Raw genomic sequence first — 19,445 nt, 5'->3', positions numbered from 1 at the left:
AAGGTAGTAAAGTATTAAAACTTGCAATGCTTATAAAAGATATTACAGATGTAAAAGAAAAAGAAAGAGAACTGATTTTGAAATCAGTTGTTATAAAAGAAATACATCATAGAGTTAAAAATAATCTTCAAACAATAGCTAGTTTATTAAGGCTTCAGTCAAGAAGAATACATAGTGAAGAATTTACAATAGCTATAAATGAGAGTATAAATAGAATACTTAGTATAGCAATAACTCATGAAATATTAGCAAAGCAAGGTATTGATGAAGTTAATATAAAAGATGTAATAAATAAGATAAAAAGATTTATGGTTACATTAGATAAACGAGATGATTTAGATTTATCAATAGAAATAGAAGGTGATGACCTTATTATTAGTTCAGATAAATCTACAGCAGTTGCATTAGTTGTAAATGAAGCTATACAAAATTGTATAAAACATGCTTTTGTAGGGAAAAATAGTGGAAAAATTGTTGTAAAAATAGAAAAAGGTAATTCTTATTCTACAGTTTCAGTAAAAGACGATGGTATTGGATTTGATGTTAACTCAATATCTAATAGTAGCTTAGGACTTATGATAATTAATAGTTTAGTTTCAGATAAACTAAAAGGAAATTTAAATATACAATCAAATGAAAATGGAACAAATCTTTTATTTGATTTTAAAAATTAAATAGAAAATCATATTTACAAGGATGTAAATATTAGTTAAGGCAATGGAGCCCAGAGAGTTATTAAGTATAATTTTTATACTGATAATTATTCTGGGCTTTTTTATTTCAAAATATATAAATTTAAATTTTAAGAAGTGAACTAAAGTTGGAAAGGAGGCAATCCGTATTAAGCACTTAAAGTTACAGAAAATTAAAGCTTTATAACGGTTAAATGATATGAAAGAAACAATTTTAAGTGTAGGTATAGATATAGGGACTTCTACAACTCAATTGGTATTTAGCAACATTACTATTGAAAATGTGGCAAGCAATTTTACTGTACCAAGAGTAAATATAGTTGATAAAGAGATTATATACAGAAGTGCTATTTATTTCACACCTTTGATCACTCAAAATAAAATAGATAAAGAAAAAGTAAAAGAAATAATAAGAAGTGAATATGAAAAAGCAAATGTAAATATAGCAGATGTTAAGACTGGTGCTGTAATTATAACAGGAGAAACTGCAAGAAAAGAAAATGCTAATGACGTACTTCAAACATTAAGTGGATTTGCAGGCGATTTCGTTGTAGCAACAGCAGGACCAGATTTAGAATCTATTATAGCAGGCAGAGGTGCTGGTGCTGATAAAATATCAGATGAAGAAAATGCTTATGTAGTTAATGTTGACATAGGTGGAGGAACATCTAACTTAGCACTATTTAAAAATGGTGAACTTATAGATACAGGATGTATGGATATAGGTGGAAGACTGATAAAAATAGATGTTGAAACTAAAAAAATATATTACATTTATCCTAAAATAAAGGAGCTAGCATCTTCAATAGGTGTAGATATAAATGTTGGAGATTTAGCAGATATAGATAAGATAAGAAAGATAGCTAAAAAAATGGCAGAAATCTTAGAAGAATCTGTATGTATAAAAGAAAGAAGTGAAATGTATAACTTACTTCAAACAAACAAAGGAATAAAAGATGGCTACAAGATAGAATATGTAACTTTTTCTGGAGGAGTAGCTGATTATATATATAAAGATGATTATAATGATTACTTTAAATTCGGTGATATGGGAGTAATTTTGGGAGAGGAAATAAAAAAATCTAATTTATTGTCAAAGTTAAAGCTAAAACCGGCTATAGAAACAATAAGAGCTACAGTGGTAGGAGCAGGATCTCATACTACAGATATAAGTGGTAGCACAATTACTTATACAGATGATTTATTTCCAATAAAAAATTTACCAATATTAAAATTATCACAAGAAGATGAAGAAAATGGATTTGAAAAAATAGAAAATGCAATAAGAGAAAAAATAAATTGGTTTAATGTAGAAAATGAAAATCAATTAGTTGCAGTTGCTTTAAAAGGAATGAAAAATCCTTCCTTTATAGATATACAAAACTTAGCTACGTCAATTATAAATGGGATGAATGAATTTATAAAAAACAATTATCCATTATTTGTAATTGTTGAAAATGATATAGCAAAGGTCCTAGGACAAACTATTTATGCAAAACTCAATAGAAAGAATAATGTAGTTTGTATAGATAGTATCAAAGTTGAAAATGGTGATTACATAGATATTGGAAAGCCATTAGTAAATGGGAAAGTTGTACCAGTAGTAATAAAAACATTAGTATTTAATTCATAATTTTTAGAGAGGTGAATGATAGTGATACTTAAAACTAAGTTATTTGGAAAAGTGTATCAATTTAAAGATGTTAAAGAAGTTTTAGCAAAAGCTAATGAGGAAAAATCAGGTGATAAGCTAGCTGGCGTAGCTGCATCAACTGCTCAAGAGAGAGTTGCTGCAAAAGTTGTGTTAAGCAATTTAACAGTAGCAGATATAAGAAATAATCCAGTTGTACCATATGAAATGGATGAAGTTACAAGAATAATCCAAGACGCAGTAAATGAAAAAATATATGGAGAAATTAAAAACTGGACAATTTCAGAATTAAGAGAATGGATATTACAATCAACTACAACAGGGGCTGATTTAAAAAGAATATCTAGAGGATTAACAAGTGAGGTTATCGCAGCAGTTACTAAGCTTATGTCAAATTTAGACTTAATATGTGGAGCTAAGAAAATAAAAGTAACAGCTCATTGTAATACTACAATAGGAGAAACTGGCAGATTATCAGCTAGACTTCAACCAAACCACCCAACAGATGATGTTGATGGAATAGTTGCTTCTTTACTAGAAGGATTAACATTTGGTATTGGTGATGCTGTTATAGGATTAAATCCAGTTGATGATACTGTTGGAAGTGTAGTAAAAGTACTTAAAAAGTTTGAAGATATAAAACAAAAATATGAAATACCAACTCAAAACTGTGTATTAGCACACGTAACAACACAAATGGAAGCTATAAAACAAGGTGCTCCAACAGACCTAATATTCCAAAGTATAGCAGGATCTGAAAAAGGAAATGAAGCATTTGGACTTTCAGGATCTTTAATAGAAGAAGCAAGACAACTTGCATTAAAAGAAGGAACAGCAGCTGGTCCAAACGTTATGTATTTTGAAACAGGACAGGGATCAGAATTATCAGCAGATGCTCATCATGGTGCAGACCAAGTAACTATGGAAGCTAGATGTTATGGATTTGCTAAAAAGTTTGAACCATTCTTAGTTAATACAGTTGTTGGATTTATAGGACCAGAGTATTTATATGATAGTAAAGAAGTTATAAGAGCTGGTCTTGAAGATCACTTCATGGGTAAATTAACAGGAATACCAATGGGTTGTGATGTTTGTTATACAAACCATATGAAAGCAGATCAAAATGATGTAGAAAATTTAGCTGTTCTATTAGCAGCAGCAGATTGTACTTACTTTATGGGAATACCTCATGGAGATGACATAATGCTTAACTATCAAACTACAGGATATCATGAGACAGCAACATTAAGAGAATTATTAAACAAAAGACCTATAGCTGAATTTGAAGGTTGGCTAGAAAAATGGGGCTTTATGGAAAATGGAAAATTAACAGCAAAAGCAGGCGATGCTTCAGTATTACTTAGAAAGTAGGAGGGTAAGTACTATGTTTTCAGAAAATGATTTAAAGAAATTAGTAGAACAAGTATTAGTTGAAATGACATCTAAGCAAGGTGGAAGCGCTAACGTAGCAACACAAAAAAATGAGGAAAATATATCAATTGATGAGAATGGAATGATTCCAGATATTACAGAAGTTGATATAAGAGAAACTCTATTAGTAGATAATCCAGCTGATGCAGAAGCGTATTTAAAAATGAAAAAACACACTCCTGCAAGAATCGGTATTGGTAAAGCAGGAACAAGATATAAAACAGAAACAGTGTTAAGATTTAGAGCTGACCATGCAGCAGCACAAGATGCTGTATTTACAGATGTAAATGAAGAGTTATTAAAAGAAATGAATTTGCCAATAGTTCAAACTATGTGTGAATCTAAAGATGAATTTATAACTAGACCAGACCTTGGAAGAAAAATATCTAAAGAGGAATTATCAAAATTAAGTTCACTTAAGAGAAATCCTCAAGTTCAAATTTTTGTTGCAGATGGATTAAGTTCAAAAGCAATAGAAGCAAATATAAAAGATATTTTACCAGCTTTAATTCAAGGACTACAAGGTTATGGAATATCAGTTGGAGATCCATTCTTTGTAAGATTAGGAAGAGTTGGAACTATGGACGTTATATCAGAAGAATTTGGAGCAGATGTAACTTGTCTTTTAGTTGGAGAAAGACCAGGACTTGTAACTGCTGAAAGTATGAGTGCTTATATAGCTTATAAGGCAACAGTAGGAATGCCAGAATCAAGAAGAACAGTTGTATCAAACATTCATAAAGGCGGTACTCCTTCAGTTGAGGCTGGAGCTTATATAGCAGATATAATCAAATTAATGCTAGAGAAGAAAGCAAGTGGATTAGATTTAAAATTATAATTCAGGAGGAATAACATTATGAAAAATGATCAACTTCGTGCATCAGTTTTAAGCGTTAAGATAATACCTAACGTTAATCCTGATATGGCTAAGGAATTAAATTTAAAACCTGAACATAGAAGTATAGGAATATTAACAGCGGATTCTGATGATGTGACTTATACTGCATTAGATGAAGCAACTAAGGCAGCAGAAGTAGAAGTAGTTTATGCAAAATCATTCTATGGTGGAGCTGCAAATGCGAATAGTAAATTAGCTGGTGAAGTTATAGGAATAGTTGCAGGACCAAGCCCAGCAGAAGTTAGAAGCGGACTAAATGCAGCAGTTGATTTTATAGAAGGTGGAGTTGCTACATTCTATAGTGCTAATGAAGATGATTCTATAGCGTATTATGCACAATGTGTATCTAGAACAGGTTCATATCTTTCTCAAGTAGCAGGAATAAAAGAAGGGGAAGCATTAGCATATTTAATAGCACCACCAATAGAAGCAATGTATGCATTAGATGCAGCTATGAAGGCAGCAGCAGTTGACTTAAAAGCATTCTTTGGACCGCCATCTGAAACAAATTTTGGTGGAGGATTATTAACAGGAAGTCAATCAGCGTGTAAAGCAGCATGTGAAGCTTTTGCAACAGCAGTAAAATTTGTAGCTGATAATCCAAAAGAGTACTAATAATAGGTGGATAAAATGAATAAATCCACACTGGGTTTTTTAGAAACTTATGGTTTTGTTGGTGCAGTAGAAGGGCTAGATACAGCTTTAAAGTCTGCAAATGTTGAACTTGTTAGCTGTGAATTTGTTACCGGAGGAATAGTCACTGTTATAATTACAGGAGATGTTGCCTCTGTGAAAGCTGCTATAGAAAGTGCATGTACAGCAATTGAAAGAGTAGGAACTTTAAGAAATGCTCATGTTATAGCAAGGGCAGATAATGAAGTTTTAAATATATTCAATAAAAAAAGAAGAATCAAAAGAAGAATCAAAAGAAGAATCAAAAGAAGAATCAAAAGAAGAATCAAAAGAAGAATCAAAAGAAGAATCAAAAGAAGAATCAAAAGAAGAATCAAAAGAAGAATCAAAAAGTAATGACATAGATAAAGATGAAAAAGAAACAAAGTATGAAGAGAAAGAGAATGATGAGAAAAATCAGCCAATAGGAATTGAGCAATTAATGAAAATGAGTAAAGAAGAACTTGAAGCGTTAAAAGTTCAAGAACTTAGAACATTGGCAAGAAAATTAAAAGAAGAACATAAACTTTCTCTAACTAAGAAACAAATTAAGTTTAGCAAGAAAGATCAATTAATAGAAGCTATACTTAATGAGCAGTAGGAGGCGAAATAAATGGAGCTTTTAGATAAAGATTTATTATCATTACAAGAAACAAGAAAGCTTATAAAAAATGCTAAAAAAGCTCAAGAAGTTTACAAAACATTTTCTCAAGAAAAAGTTGATACAATAGTTAAAGCTGTTGCAGAAGCAGCAGAAAAAGAAGCTGTAAAATTAGCAAAAATGGCATTCGAAGAAACTGGTTTTGGTAAATGGGAAGATAAAATAGTAAAAAATACTTTTGCAAGTAGAGTTGTTTATGAAAATATAAAAGATTTAAAAACAATTGGAATAATAAATGAAAATAAAGAAAAAAAATATTTTGAAGTAGGTGTTCCAGTAGGGGTGGTTGCAGGATTAATTCCATCAACAAATCCAACATCAACAACAATATATAAAACTTTAATTTCATTAAAAGCAGGAAATGCAATAGTTGTGTCTCCACATCCAAATGCTAAAAAATGTATCATTGAAACTGCAAGAATATTAAATGAAGCAGCTATTAAAGCTGGAGCACCTGAAGGACTTATAGGATGTATAACAATCCCATCTCTTCAAGGTACTAGCGAATTAATGAAACATAAGGATACAGCATTAATACTAGCAACAGGTGGAGAAGCTATGGTAAAAGCTGCATATAGCTCAGGAACTCCAGCAATAGGCGTAGGACCAGGAAATGGAGCTGCATTTATTGATAAAACTGCCGATATAAAATTAGCAGTAAAAAGAATAATAGATAGTCAAACTTTTGATAATGGAGTAATTTGTGCATCTGAACAATCAATAGTAGTTGAAAAATCTATGAAAGAAAAAGTAAAAGAAGAGCTTGTAAGACAAGGTGCTTATTTCTTAAATGAAGAGGAATCTGATAAATTAGGTAAATTTATATTAAGATCAAATGGTACAATGAATCCTCAAATTGTTGGAAAGAGTGTAGAAAAATTAGCAGAAATGGCTAAGTTAAATGTTAAAGCTGGAAGTAAAGTTTTAATATCAGAGCAATGTACTGTTGGAAAAGATAATCCATATTCAAGAGAAAAACTTACACCAATCTTAGCATTCTATACAGTAGAAGATATGGAACATGCAATAAATCTTTGTACTGATATATTAATGAATGAAGGTAAAGGTCATACTTTAATTGTTCATTCTAATGATGATGAAGTTATAAGAACATTTGGATTAAGAATACCAGTATCAAGATTATTAGTTAATACTCCAGGTTCATTAGGTGGAATAGGAGCTTCAACTAATTTAGTTCCAGCACTTACATTAGGTTGCGGTGCTATTGGAGGAAGTTCAACTTCAGACAATATAGGACCTTTAAATCTGATGAATATAAGAAGAGTTGCATGTGGTGTAAGAGAAATTGAAGAACTTAGACCAAAAGAAAATTTAAATAACACTTCAAATAGTGGTATGTCTCAAGAACAATTAGAATTAATAATTAAAAAAGTTGTTGAGCAATTATCAGCACTTTCTTAATTAAAATAAATTATAAAAAATTTAAAATAATAAAGGTAAATTTAAGGAGGAACTTAAAATGGCAAACATGAATGCATTAGGAATGATAGAAACTAAAGGATTAGTAGGAGCAATAGAAGCAGCAGACGCAATGGTTAAAGCTGCAAATGTAACTTTAATAGGAAAAGAGCAAGTTGGTGGCGGATTAGTTACTGTAATGGTAAGAGGAGACGTTGGAGCTGTTAAAGCTGCTACAGATGCTGGAGCTGCTGCTGCTGAAAGAGTTGGAGAGTTAATATCTGTTCACGTAATTCCAAGACCACATAGTGAAGTTGAAGTTATACTTCCAAAAAGTGAACTATAATTAAAAATTTCCTAAAAAATTGTGACATTTACTTTAAATAAAAGATATATATAATTTATCTAACATGCCCATGAACTTATAATTCAATAATTATTACAGGTCATGGGCATAGTTTAGGTAAAATAAGTTAATCTATAAAATTTAGATTATTTTTATATTTTAGGTTATTAAATTAACCTAAAACATCTTGTTAGAGGATGTGAAATTATGAGTGTTTTAACAGAAAGCGCTTTAAGAAGCAAATTAAAAAATCAGAATATTAGTGAATATGTAGTTGAAAGGGGAGTTATAGTTACTCCATCAGCTAAACAGTATTTACAAGATAAAAGTATAAAATTGATTTATAAAGATGATGTGAATTTAAATAATAATACTAATCAATTGATTAAAAAAGAAGAAACCATTGAAAATAAATTTCTTCCAAGATATGAAGGGTTAACTGGTGGATTTTTTGAAAAGAAACCAGAACATATGACTCAATTGTATGGAAATAAATTAGTATTGAAAAATCATAAAAGAATAGTATTAAGAGGAAGATTAGATTCACTTCAGAGTAAAATATTAAACGCACAAATAATATGCAAGAATTTAAATGAAAAAAAAGTTATAAAAGATTTAGAAGAAGTTTTAGCATATGTAAGGAAGATATTAGAGTGCGAGGTAACAGAAAAGTCGTTACCAGAAGTTTCACTATTAGGATTAAATGAAACAGAATTAAGATCATACTCTCATAACCCTAAGAAATATTTAAATACAGATCATATAATATTTGCAAATTATGAAATGGGTGATGTAGTTATTGAACTTAATAGTTTAAGAACTGAAAGTAGAGAGGTTGAAATAGTGGCCTTTAATGCTTTTAAAACAGAAGATGGAGAACTTTCAAGAAATGATATAGCACTAGCAATGAATAGATTGAGTAGCTGTTTTTATGTAATGATGTGCAAATACGTTTCAGGTAAGTATAAATAAGAGGTGAAAAAATTGGCAATATCTAATGTAGAAGTCAACTATATTGTTGAAGAAGTGGTAAAAAGATTATATGGGAAAAAAGGTATATTAGTTGAGGCATCAGGCAGACATATTCATCTTTCAAAAGATATGGTAGAAACACTTTTTGGTAAAGGATATAAACTTACTAAAAAAAGAGATTTATCACAACCAGGACAATATCTTTGTGAAGAAAAAGTTACTATCATAGGACCTAAAGGTGTAATGCAAAATGTATCTGTATTAGGACCAGCAAGAGAACATACTCAAGTTGAACTTTCAAAAGGTGATGCTGTTTCTATAGGTGTTAATGCACCAGTTAGAATGTCCGGAGATATTAAAGGCAGTGCACCAATAACATTAGCAAGTAAAAATGCTGTTGCTAGGTTAGAGGAAGGAGTTATAGTAGCTAAGAGACATATTCATATAACTCCAGAAGATGCTAGTAAATATGGTGTAAAAGATAAAGAGAATGTTATGGTTAAAATAAATGGAGAAAGAAGTTTAATTTTTGATGATGTAGCAGTTAGAGTAAGTGATAAATTTAATACAGTTCTTCATTTAGATTATGATGAAGCTAATGCCTGTGGATATACTAAAGACACTTATTGTGAAATAGTAAAGAGGTAGGTTATGAAAAATCTAAATAGAGTTGATGAGCTTATACAAGCTGTTGAAAATTCAATAAATAATCCTAAGAAAATTTCAAATGATGAAGAGCTTTATGTAGGAGTAGACTTAGGAACAGCTTATATAGTAATAGTAGTTCTAGATAAGGATAAAAATCCTATAGCTTGTGAAATGAAGTTTGCTCAAGTTGTTAGGGATGGTTTAGTTGTAGATTTTATTGGCGCTACTAATATAGTAAGAGAGCTTAAATCTAAAATAGAAAATAAATTAAAAATAGAACTTACTAAAGCAGCAATAGCCGTTCCACCTGGAACTGGAGAAAGAGACATAAAAACTCATATCTATGTAGTTGAGGGTGCAGGTATGGAAGTTGTGTCAGTAGATGATGAACCAACTGCTGCAAATGCTGTACTTAATATTGAAAATGGTGTAGTTGTAGATGTAGGTGGTGGAACTACTGGGCTTTCAATATTTGAAAATGGAAAAGTTATATATACTGCTGATGAAGCTACAGGTGGAACACAACTGTCACTAGTAGTAGCCGGTGCATATAAAATTCCTTTTGAAGATGCAGAGGAAAAAAAGAAAAATGTTAGAAATCAAGAGGAAATTTTTCATATTGTAACTCCAGTAATCCAAAAAATAGCATCTATTATAAAAAATCATATAGAAGGATTTAATGTAGAAAACATATACTTAGTTGGTGGAACTTGTTGTCTGAAAAATTTTGAAAAAATAATTGAAAAAGAGACAAAAATAACAACAATAAAACCATTAAATCCATTCTTAGTTACTCCTTTAGGCATAGCAATTAATTGTGTTGATAAAAAAGAAAATTAAATTTCTAAATTATCAAAAGAAAGGGAGCCTAAAAGATGAATAATGAAAAGTTAGTTGAATTGATAACTAAAGAAGTAATTCGTAGAATGAAAGCTATTATTGAAGAGAATAATTCAATAAAAAATAAAATTTTAATTTTAGAGCATAATGAAAATATGTGCCCAATAGTAAAAAAGAGATTAGAAGAAAATAATATAATAGCAGATTCTATAGATACTATGAAAGATATAAATGAATATAAGTGTATATTAATACAAAATATTTCAAACAATGAACTTAGAAATATCTCTCAGGGATATGGAAGTTCTAAAAAGGAAAAATTAATTGTAGATTTAATTTTAAAAGGTGAAAAATTATATGCTTTAGAAAAAGGTGTAGAATTTGAAGAATACAAAGATGTGGCACCTAAAGTATTAATAAATGTTTTTGAAGAATATAAAAATAAATTAGAATTATTTGGAGTTGTTTTTACATCTTTAAAATCTATTATAAGTAATACTAATAAGGTTGAAAAAACTATAAAAGAAGTAGTTAAAAAAGAAGAGAACATAAAAAATAATATGGAAAGTATAGTTAATGAAAAATGCTGCATAGGAAATGAAAGAGTATTAAATAAAAAATTAATTTCAGAAATGGATATTAGAAATTTAAAAAAGAAGGAGTAAGTGAAATTATAGTTGCTAAGAAATCTATAATTACTCCATTAGCAAAAGATTTTGCAAGAATAAATAATCTTGTAATTAAAGTAGAAAGTTAAGAAAGTTCGTAGGAGAAGGTAGGTAAAGATATATGATTATTGGAAAAGTAACGGGAAATTTATGGGCTACAAGAAAAGATGAAAATCTTAGTGGACTTAAATTTTTAGTAGTAAGAACCATAGATTTTAATGGTGAGTTAACTAAAGATGTGATTATTGCAGTTGATTCAGTAGGTGCTGGAATTGGAGATCAAGTACTTATTTCAAAAGGAAGTTCAGCAAGATATGTATTTGATAACAATAAAGCGCCAATTGATGCAACTATAGTAGGAATAGTAGATTCTTTAGAAATATTTAATGAATAAAATAATACTTAGACATGGAGAAAAGATATGAAAAAAGCTTTAGGAATATTGGAATTTAGTAGTATTTCAAAAGGGTTTGAAGTTAGTGACATACTTTTAAAATCTTCTTTTGTTGAAGTTGAAATACTTAGACATATATGTCCAGGAAAATTTTTAACAATAATTTCAGGTGATGTAGAAGAGGTTAGAGAAGCATTAGAGAAAGTTAATAAAGATGATGATAAAAAAATTGTAGAAACTAATATTATATCATCTGCACATGAAGAATTATTAAAGGGATTAAAGAAAAGACCTTTAGTATTGCAATATGATGCAATAGGTATAATGGAATGTTCTACAGTAACATCTATGTTGGTAGCATTAGATGCAGGTCTTAAGGCATCTTCTGTACAACTTGTTAAATTAGTATTAGGTAATGGAATTGCAGGAAAAGCTTATTTCATATTTACAGCATCTGTGTCAAGTGTTGAAGAAGGTATTAAAGCTAGTATGAAGAGTATAGATTCTAAAAGAATTATACATCAAACAGTAATACCTTCTCCTAGTGAACTTCTTTTAAAAAATCTTTAAATTATATAGTTATTAATAGAGTGAGCTGTATTTTGTATTTTATAAGTTATCTATTAAAAAATGAGTGAGGTGTAATATATGAGTATTAACGAAATTATAGTATATATTATGATGGTTTTCTTAGTTATAGGGGCAGTTGATAAACTTTTAGGAAATAAATTTGGATATGGAGAACAGTTTGAAGAAGGTATTATGGCTATGGGTTCTCTTGCTTTAGCAATGGTAGGAGCTATTTGTTTAGCACCAGTTTTAGCAACACTTTTAAAACCTATAGTAGTTCCAGTTTATAAAGCATTAGGAGCAGACCCTTCAATGTTTGCAACAACTTTACTTGCTTGCGATATGGGGGGATATCAATTAGCAACACAATTAGCTGAAATTCAACAAATTGGACCTTTTGCAGGTTTGATTCTAGGTTCAATGATGGGACCTACAATAGTGTTTACTATACCAGTAGCATTAGGAATTATAAAAAAAGAAGATCAACAGTATTTAGCTAAAGGAGTTTTAGCAGGTATTATAACTGTTCCAATAGGGACTTTTATAGGTGGAGTTTTAGCAGGAATTTCTCCATTGTTAGTTCTTAAAAACTTAACACCTATAATAATAGTTGCAGCACTTATAGCTATAGGATTAAAACTTATACCAAATGGAATGATAAAAGGATTCACATATTTTGGGATGTTTATAACAGTAGTAATAACTGTAGGATTAGTAGCAGCAATACTTGAAAAAACAACAGGTCTTGTTTTAATACCAGGAATGGCACCAATTGAAGAAGGGATATCAGTAGTTGGAGATATAGTTGTAATATTAGCAGGAGCATATCCACTAGTTCATTTTATAACAAAAGTATTCAAAAAACCACTTATGAAAATTGGAGCATTACTTAAGATGAATGATGTAGCAGCAGCAGGTATGATAGCATCACTTGCAAACAGTATTCCAATGTTTGGAATGATGAAAGACATGGATGAAAGAGGAAAAATAATCAATGTAGCTTTCGCAGTAAGTGCAGCCTTTGTATTTGGAGACCATTTAGGATTTGCAGCTGGAGTAAACCCAGATCTTATAGCTCCAATGATAGTTGGTAAATTAGTAGGTGGTGTAACAGCAGTAATAGTAGCTGTTATGATGACTAAAAATATTGTAGCGAAAGAAGCTTAAAGGAGAGATTTAAATGGAAAATTTAAATGAAACACTTATAGAAGAGATAGTAAGAAAAATAATAAACGAAAAGTTAGGTCAAACAACTGAATGTTCAAAATGTGATTTTGAAAAAGTTGTTGATGAAAGTGGAGTTATAGCTATAAAAACAGAAACAGTTAAACCTGAAAAGTTTGATACAGGAAAAGCTGGGGATAAAGTTTATTTAAAAGATGTAGTTACATTAGAAGAAAGTCCAAGACTTGGTTGTGGAGTTATGGAAATGGATGAAACTAGTTTCGCTTGGACATTAAAATATGATGAAGTAGATTATATAATTGATGGAACTTTAGAAATAGATATAAATGGTAAAAAAGTTGTAGGAAATAAAGGTGATATAATATTTATACCTGCAAACTCATCTATACATTTTACAGTACCTAACCATGCAAGATTTGTTTATGTAACTTATCCAGCGAATTGGGCAGAACAACAATAGAAATAAAGCAAAATACCCTGCATATTACTTGTAGGGTATTTTACTTTATATAATTAATTATTAAAGTGGAATTCGCGATAATACTAAATGTTTATTTTTCATATTATAAAGTTGCTCTTTAGTTATTTCTTGTATGGTTGTTACTTTATTTATATTATGAATAGTACCTAATCTAATTTTAGCATCTTCTAAGTTTTTTGCTAAAAGAGTACCACAATAAATTGCTTGCTCACTACTGATATTAAATAGGAATATCTTTAAATCCTCTATTGGGACTACATCTTTTTTTAAAAATTCATCATCGAATTCAACCTCTGTATCAGGAGAAATAAGACCATTCTGAACTATCTGCTTATCCCAACCCTTATATTCACAAAGTCTTCCCCATAGGCCAAGGTTCATAATGTTTCTTACTGTTAATTTAATCATCATAAAAGATCACACCCTCTCTAAATAATCAGTATATTTAAAAGATTTTGAATATTTTAAATATAATATTGTAAATTTATATTTAAGTATAAATAAAAAAGTAAAATAAATTTTACTTTCAAGTAATAAATATTGATGGTTATTATTACTATTATACAATGTTTAAAATATAAAAGCAATGGGAAAACAAATAAAAAGATAATATGTGAATTGTAGTTATTAATTACAATTATATACATATATAATTAAAAAAAATTGAATAATATATAAATTTTTAATAAATTAAATTACCAAATAGATAATATTTAAAATAAGATATAGTGTTCCAAGTTGATTTTAAAGTTACTGATTACTAAATTTGATGCTCAAAATAATAAGAAAGGTGAAAGAAAATTTTAAATTCAACACTATATGCTGTGTGAAAAATTTAAAATATATTGAATAAACTTGAATAGGAGTTTATTTCCATATATTAAAATGTACATAAGTATTATATGTAGAAAATATTGTATTTAACAATATAAAAAAGGGGGAATTACCCCCTTTTTTATCTATATAATTTTAAATATATAATTTCTAAATTGAAATATATAAATAGTAGATAAAAAAACTTAAAATTAAATAGAATCAGTATCTTTGTCTTTATTGTTAGTATTTTCTTCAGAAGAAGTGTTTACCTCATTCTCACTATTTAAGTTTTCAACATTATTATAAGAATCGTCTATATTTGAATCTTCACAAGAATTCTCAGTACATTCACAACCTGAGCAGCCTTCATTATCTTTTTCTACAGTTATTGTTGCATAATTTTCATTGATGCTATCTCCACAATCACAGTCTTCTAAATAATCATCATCAAAATTTTCTTCATAGCGATCAAAGCATTGCCTTATTTTATTATCACGATTTTGAACAAATTTTTCATATAAAAATATTGAGGTTGCTGCTACGCCAGTTATAGCTAATGCAATTTTAACTGCGCTTTTATTATTTTTAGATTTTCTTACCATAATATTCACTCCTTTAATATATTAAAATATAATATAAATTTTAAAATTAGATTTACAGTTAAATAAAGTGAAACAAGATTTAGATAATAATTGAATAATATTATAATAATATTATTAAGTTATTTTTCAGTATTCGGTCCCATATTTAATGTAAATAATTTAAAATTTACACTAACAATGTAGTATTTCTTAATATAATATAAAAATTTCATTAAAATTTATTTTGAATTTTTTATGTATAGTTTTAGTAAGATAATTTATCATTAAGAGAATCTTCTTTTATTTGCTTTCTCTTAAGAATTTTAAGTTTTTTCATTATTTCCTCTAAATGAAACATATATGTTTGAACTTTATTTATATTTTGACTATAAGGGAAAGAATTATCCATGATAGAATTAAAATAGTAGCTTTCTATATCTGTTAATCCATTCAAAAGTTTGCTTTGATTATTAAGATTTAAAGAATTATAAGTTTTTAAAATATCCAAATTGAATTCTTCTAAATTCTTATTTATTCTTTTAGCTTTTTGTAAATAATTTTTTTTCCCATAATAGAAAAATATAAAAATTAATACTAAATAAAGTATACCCAGTGTCATAAATTTTATCCTCACTTCATTTCTATATAATTTACTTGACTTTAAATTAATTATAAGTATTATGTTCACATTTGTGAAGTGCATTAGTTAAATAAGTTAAAATCTTCAAATGTTCTTCAATTTTAAAAGAGAAAAACCAAGTTGATTTTAAGAGCTATCAATTCTCGATGTCATAGACATTGGATATTTAAAAAGTAAAAAATTAAAAACACCTGAAATTTAACATTACATTTTGCGAAATTTTAAATTTAGTAAATAAATCTAATTTAAAAGGAAGTTTATTTTATTAGAGTATTAATATATTTTAAACTTAAAAATTTAAAAATACATTTTAAAATATGTAAGTTTAGTCTTTAAATAGATTTAAATATAATATTACTAAAATTTTCAATATAAAATCCTATAATAAAAGGAAAAGATTCAGACTATGTTGAATTAGATTATATATTATAAAGTTTTTATAAATCTTAACAAAAGACTATTTTAAACTTAGAAATTTAGTAAAAATGGTTCATTAATAAAATTTAAAATAAGAGTACTACTTTAATAAAATCTAACATAAAAATAAGATATCAATATAAATTATAGAATATTATAAGATATAAGATGAAAATTAAATTTACTAAATAATTTTAAAATATTTTCAACTTAAAAAATTATAATAGTTATATTTTAAAAATATATATTTTATTTTCAATAAAGGGGGAAAAATTGTGAGTAAAATTTATTATTGTGTAGATTGTAAGAGAGTAGGAACAAATAGTGATGTATGCTTATATTGTAATGGAACATATTTAAAACCTATAACTCAGGGAACATCTGTAAATATCATAGGGACAAAGAAAAAGGAAAAGTTTTAAAAGTTAAACAAAATGAAGTTTTATTAATATTAGTAGACGATATGAATAATAAATTTGTTAAAGAAGTCCTAATAGAAGATATAAGAAAAGTGTTATAAAAAATAAAAATTAAGGATTGATTTTAAAATTTTATATAAAAATTAAGTTAATTAAAAGTATTTAAGAAAGTTTTTAAAAAAATGCATGGACTCTAAGAGCTATGACATTAAAACATTCTTAAATACTTTATTATATTACATTAAAGTAATAAGCATTTTTATGGCAACAGCTAAGGACATAGTTATAAATATAGGTTTGATTATTTTAGAACCTTTATTTATTGCAACTTTAGTACCTAATTTTGCACCGAAAACCATAAATATTGCTACAACGAATCCTAGTTTATAGTTTATAGAATTATTTAAAGCAAATGTAATTAAAGCTGCAATATTACTTATAAAATTTAAACACTTAGTATTTGCAGTACTATGTAAAAAATCAAATTTAAATATTTTTATTAGTCCAAAAACTAAAAATGATCCAGTGCCTGGTCCAAAAAATCCATCATAAAATCCAAGACAAAAAGCAAAGATAATTCCTAAAGATAAGTTCTTACTATTTAATCCTTGAAAGTTATCATCTGCACCAATATTTTTAGAGAAGATTGTATATAATCCAATAGCTAAGATAAGTACTAAAACTAACACATTTAAAAAGCTTTCATCTAAAAGTAGTACAGTTTTTACACCTAAAATAGAACCTACAAGAGTAAATGGTGCTAAAATTTTAATAAGTTTAAAGTTGACAAGACCGGATTTGGCAAAGTTATAGGAACTTGTAAAAGCTCCCATAGTTGATGAAAATTTATTAGTACCTAAACTAAGATGTGGGGATACTCCTGCCATTAAGTAGGCAGGCATACTTATAAGACCACCCCCACCGGCTATAGCATCTATAAATGCTGCAAAGAAACCAGCTAAGGCTAAAAAAACTAATTTTAACATGATAAATAACCTCCTAGAGTAAATTCATTGTAAGCAAAAAATATATTATATAGAAACAAAAATATAACTTAATTAATAATATATGAATGTAATTTAAAAGTATTATTAAAGCTAAAATACTTTTTAGATAAATATATATAAATTTTCTATTAAGTAATTAAGAAAATTAACTTGTAACCATATATAATTTAAATATTAAAAATGTTAAAACAATTCCATTGAAAGAAATATGAGCTATTTACATAAAATTCAAGTGAAAAATTTTACAGGTTTTATTTATATTTTAAACTATAATGTTAATAAATTGAATAGAAATATAGAAATATAGATGCATAGATTACAGATTTAACTTGTTTATTAGTAATTTGAAGAAATGATGTATTCTAATATAGGAAATGTTTATTTAAAATACAGGGGATTTAATAAAAGGTGGAAGTATAATTATATTCTTTAAATTATTTTATAATTAGTTTTTTAATAAAACAGTAGGTAGCAATTTTGTAAAATTACTAAAAATAGATATAGAATTATTGTAGATATAAATACTTACAATATTTGTATGGTTGAAATAAGAAAGAAGTGTTATAATTTATTTGAAAAATCAGAAAATTTTTAAAAAAGAGGTGTAATTATGGGGTTGAAAAAATTATGTGATGCATTTGGAGTTAGTGGATATGAGAAAGAAATACGTAGTGTAATAAAGGAGGAAATTAAAGACTTAGCTGATGAAATTTTAGTTGATGATTTAGGAAATCTTATAGCTTTTAAAAAGGGTCATGGAAAAAATAAAAAAAGAATAATGGCTTCTGCGCATATGGATGAAATAGGATTTCAAGTTATAAAAATTGATGATAAAGGATTTATAAAGGTTAGAGGATTAGGTGGAATTCCTGTTATACAAAGCATAATGAATAGAGTTAAATTCAAAAATGGAATGTATGGTATTATATCTAATGGAACTGATATAGATGGAATAAAAAATAATATAAAAAAATTATATATAGATATAGGAGCAACATCTAAGGAAGAAGCAGAAAAATATGTAAAAGTAGGAGATATAGCTAGTTATGTAGGTGATTATATAGAGTTAAAAGGAGATAATGTAACAGCTAAGGCTGTAGATGATAGAGCTGGATGTTATATTCTGATTGAAGCACTTAAAAAAATAGAGAATCCATATAATGATGTATATTGTGTATTTTCTGTTCAAGAAGAAGTAGGATTGAGAGGTGCAACAGTAGCTGCTAATAGAATAAAACCAGAAATAGGAATAGCTATAGATGTAACGATAGCTAGTGATTATCCAAATTCATCAGAAGGAAGTAATAAACTAGGTGAAGGAACAGCTATAAAAATATCAGATGGTAGTGTTATTTGTGATGAATATTTAGTTGAAGAAATGATATCTTGTTGTCAAAGGAATAATATAAAATATCAATTAGATGTAATTGATGGTGGAGGAACAGATGCAGGAGCGATAAATAAATCTAATTATGGTGTTAAATCTTCAGGAATATCAATAGCAACTAGATATGTACATGGACCAAATGCATTTGTAAATATGAAAGATATAAAGGCTTCAATTGAACTTTTATATGAATATGTAAATTTAGAGTTTAGTTTTAAAGAATAGAATAAAAAGAGCTATTACAAAACTAACTAAAGGTTAGTTAAGTAGTAGCTTCTTTAATTTTGTATAAAATATGTATTTATAATATATATCATATATGAATGAATTAACTTTAAAGATTAAATGTAAAATTAGAATAATAATGTGTATTGATTATATTAAAGTTTAGAAATATGATTAGAAACACAAACTTAACCGTGTGTGTCAATAGATGAAATTTAAAAGAAAAATGTAGTATTTAAAAGAAAAATAGGAATAATTTAATTAAACAAGGTAAATAATAATAAATGTGGCTTAAAAAGTTTAATATAATAAATCTTGTCGCTGAGGGGCAACGCCGAAAGGTAAGCATTCTTAAAGCGAAAAAGTTTTTCAAAAACAACTTAAAAAAGTTGTTGACAAGGGAAAAACAAGATGATAAACTAATT

23 protein-coding genes are annotated in these 19,445 nt (G+C 27.7%); 19 read left to right on the top strand and 4 right to left on the bottom strand.

Features of this window, described 5'->3' with window-relative positions:
- The 17 genes from CSGHG_RS20240 to CSGHG_RS08205 all read left to right on the top strand — a co-directional run.
- Positions 1-674, top strand: a 674-nt coding sequence (locus CSGHG_RS20240) for a sensor histidine kinase (RefSeq protein ID WP_010294080.1), incomplete at its 5' end; no start/stop codon positions are given.
- Positions 675-891: 217 nt separating this feature from the next.
- Positions 892-2,325 (top strand): ethanolamine ammonia-lyase reactivating factor EutA, encoded by a 1,434-nt coding sequence (eutA, locus tag CSGHG_RS08280; RefSeq protein ID WP_010294078.1) that lies wholly within the window; start codon positions 892-894, stop codon positions 2,323-2,325.
- A 21-nt stretch (positions 2,326-2,346) separates the two neighbouring features.
- Positions 2,347-3,714, top strand: a complete 1,368-nt coding sequence (locus CSGHG_RS08275; RefSeq protein ID WP_010294076.1) for an ethanolamine ammonia-lyase subunit EutB — start codon at positions 2,347-2,349, stop codon at positions 3,712-3,714.
- Between the two features lie 13 nt (positions 3,715-3,727).
- Complete coding sequence (eutC, locus tag CSGHG_RS08270) at positions 3,728-4,612, top strand: ethanolamine ammonia-lyase subunit EutC (protein WP_010294074.1); 885 nt, start codon at positions 3,728-3,730, stop codon at positions 4,610-4,612.
- An 18-nt stretch (positions 4,613-4,630) separates the two neighbouring features.
- Positions 4,631-5,287, top strand: coding sequence for an ethanolamine utilization microcompartment protein EutL (eutL, locus tag CSGHG_RS08265; RefSeq protein WP_010294071.1), 657 nt, complete (start codon positions 4,631-4,633; stop codon positions 5,285-5,287).
- Between the two features lie 15 nt (positions 5,288-5,302).
- A complete protein-coding gene (locus CSGHG_RS22635) occupies positions 5,303-5,701 on the top strand; it encodes a BMC domain-containing protein (RefSeq protein WP_010294068.1) in 399 nt (132 codons plus the stop codon).
- Positions 5,702-5,786: 85 nt separating this feature from the next.
- Complete coding sequence (locus CSGHG_RS23145) at positions 5,787-5,945, top strand: hypothetical protein (RefSeq protein ID WP_010294066.1); 159 nt, start codon at positions 5,787-5,789, stop codon at positions 5,943-5,945.
- A 12-nt stretch (positions 5,946-5,957) separates the two neighbouring features.
- The gene (locus CSGHG_RS20230) at positions 5,958-7,427 is read left to right on the top strand and encodes an acetaldehyde dehydrogenase (acetylating) (RefSeq protein ID WP_010294064.1); all 1,470 of its coding nucleotides are present in this window, start codon (positions 5,958-5,960) and stop codon (positions 7,425-7,427) included.
- A 58-nt stretch (positions 7,428-7,485) separates the two neighbouring features.
- Positions 7,486-7,770 (top strand): ethanolamine utilization microcompartment protein EutM, encoded by a 285-nt coding sequence (gene eutM / locus CSGHG_RS08245; RefSeq protein ID WP_010294063.1) that lies wholly within the window; start codon positions 7,486-7,488, stop codon positions 7,768-7,770.
- A 207-nt stretch (positions 7,771-7,977) separates the two neighbouring features.
- The gene (locus CSGHG_RS08240) at positions 7,978-8,742 is read left to right on the top strand and encodes a cobalamin adenosyltransferase (RefSeq protein ID WP_010294061.1); all 765 of its coding nucleotides are present in this window, start codon (positions 7,978-7,980) and stop codon (positions 8,740-8,742) included.
- A gap of 12 nt (positions 8,743-8,754) precedes the next feature.
- The gene (gene eutD, locus CSGHG_RS08235; protein WP_010294059.1) at positions 8,755-9,390 is read left to right on the top strand and encodes an ethanolamine utilization phosphate acetyltransferase EutD; all 636 of its coding nucleotides are present in this window, start codon (positions 8,755-8,757) and stop codon (positions 9,388-9,390) included.
- A gap of 3 nt (positions 9,391-9,393) precedes the next feature.
- Positions 9,394-10,230, top strand: a complete 837-nt coding sequence (eutJ, locus tag CSGHG_RS08230) for an ethanolamine utilization protein EutJ (RefSeq protein ID WP_010294057.1) — start codon at positions 9,394-9,396, stop codon at positions 10,228-10,230.
- 35 nt (positions 10,231-10,265) lie between these two features.
- A complete protein-coding gene (locus tag CSGHG_RS08225) occupies positions 10,266-10,895 on the top strand; it encodes an ethanolamine utilization protein (protein WP_010294055.1) in 630 nt (209 codons plus the stop codon).
- Positions 10,896-11,019: 124 nt separating this feature from the next.
- Entirely contained in the window at positions 11,020-11,292 is a 273-nt protein-coding gene (locus CSGHG_RS08220; RefSeq protein ID WP_010294052.1) for a EutN/CcmL family microcompartment protein, read from the top strand.
- 27 nt (positions 11,293-11,319) lie between these two features.
- Positions 11,320-11,862, top strand: a complete 543-nt coding sequence (locus CSGHG_RS08215) for a BMC domain-containing protein (protein ID WP_010294051.1) — start codon at positions 11,320-11,322, stop codon at positions 11,860-11,862.
- Between the two features lie 78 nt (positions 11,863-11,940).
- Entirely contained in the window at positions 11,941-13,029 is a 1,089-nt protein-coding gene (eutH, locus tag CSGHG_RS08210) for an ethanolamine utilization protein EutH (RefSeq protein ID WP_010294049.1), read from the top strand.
- A 13-nt stretch (positions 13,030-13,042) separates the two neighbouring features.
- Positions 13,043-13,507, top strand: a complete 465-nt coding sequence (locus CSGHG_RS08205; RefSeq protein ID WP_010294048.1) for a cupin domain-containing protein — start codon at positions 13,043-13,045, stop codon at positions 13,505-13,507.
- A gap of 60 nt (positions 13,508-13,567) precedes the next feature.
- Here the strand turns inward: CSGHG_RS08205 and CSGHG_RS08200 are convergent, their stop codons facing one another.
- The 3 genes from CSGHG_RS08200 to CSGHG_RS08190 all read right to left on the bottom strand — a co-directional run bounded on the left by CSGHG_RS08200 (position 13,568) and on the right by CSGHG_RS08190 (position 15,544).
- The gene (locus CSGHG_RS08200) at positions 13,568-13,939 is read right to left on the bottom strand and encodes a hypothetical protein (RefSeq protein WP_010294046.1); all 372 of its coding nucleotides are present in this window, start codon (positions 13,937-13,939) and stop codon (positions 13,568-13,570) included.
- 614 nt (positions 13,940-14,553) lie between these two features.
- A complete protein-coding gene (locus tag CSGHG_RS08195) occupies positions 14,554-14,946 on the bottom strand; it encodes a hypothetical protein (RefSeq protein ID WP_010294044.1) in 393 nt (130 codons plus the stop codon).
- A gap of 244 nt (positions 14,947-15,190) precedes the next feature.
- A complete protein-coding gene (locus CSGHG_RS08190; RefSeq protein WP_010294041.1) occupies positions 15,191-15,544 on the bottom strand; it encodes a hypothetical protein in 354 nt (117 codons plus the stop codon).
- A 713-nt stretch (positions 15,545-16,257) separates the two neighbouring features.
- Between CSGHG_RS08190 and CSGHG_RS23140 the strand changes: the two genes are divergently transcribed.
- A complete protein-coding gene (locus CSGHG_RS23140) occupies positions 16,258-16,404 on the top strand; it encodes a hypothetical protein (RefSeq protein WP_155844748.1) in 147 nt (48 codons plus the stop codon).
- Positions 16,405-16,637: 233 nt separating this feature from the next.
- Here the strand turns inward: CSGHG_RS23140 and CSGHG_RS08180 are convergent, their stop codons facing one another.
- Complete coding sequence (locus tag CSGHG_RS08180) at positions 16,638-17,387, bottom strand: TSUP family transporter (RefSeq protein WP_010294039.1); 750 nt, start codon at positions 17,385-17,387, stop codon at positions 16,638-16,640.
- 631 nt (positions 17,388-18,018) lie between these two features.
- On the opposite strand from CSGHG_RS08180, the gene CSGHG_RS08175 reads away from it, so the two are divergent.
- Entirely contained in the window at positions 18,019-19,020 is a 1,002-nt protein-coding gene (locus CSGHG_RS08175; RefSeq protein ID WP_010294036.1) for a M42 family metallopeptidase, read from the top strand.
- Positions 19,021-19,445 lie beyond the last annotated feature (425 nt).

This window comes from Clostridium senegalense JC122, assembly GCF_000285575.1.
GTDB lineage: Bacteria > Bacillota > Clostridia > Clostridiales > Clostridiaceae > Clostridium_J > Clostridium_J senegalense.
The sequence above is the reverse complement of the archived record's forward strand: the minus strand, read 5'-3'. Positions and strand labels throughout refer to the sequence as shown.